This is a genomic window from Pseudomonas sp. P7779 (assembly GCF_013386315.1).
Classification (GTDB): Bacteria; Pseudomonadota; Gammaproteobacteria; order Pseudomonadales; family Pseudomonadaceae; genus Aquipseudomonas.
The window spans coordinates 22,715-22,965 of record NZ_JACARZ010000060.1; the positions used below are offsets into that span (position 1 = coordinate 22,715).

Annotated in this window: 1 pseudogene; it reads right to left on the reverse strand. The window is 53.4% G+C overall.

The features are described from left to right. Positions 1-50: 50 nt before the first annotated feature. A pseudogene (locus HX869_RS31415) lies at positions 51-251 on the reverse strand (hypothetical protein); the annotation flags it as partial.

A 251-nucleotide genomic window follows, 5' to 3' on the forward strand; every position in this document is an offset into this window, starting at 1 on the left:
GCGCCTAAGATCAAGATCAAGATCAAGATCAAAAGCAACAGCACAGCGGCCTACCGGCCGGCTTGAGTGTAGTGAAGCAAAATCAAATCTAAAGCGGGCACGGTCAAATGTGGGAGCTGGCTTGCCTGCGATGGCATCGCCTCGGTGTATCTGAAAACCCGAGGTGTCTGCATCGCAGGCAAGCCAGCTCCCACAGAAAGCAGATCTGCAACCGCTTCAGATTTGGCTTTCGCTCTGGATCTTGCCTTTGC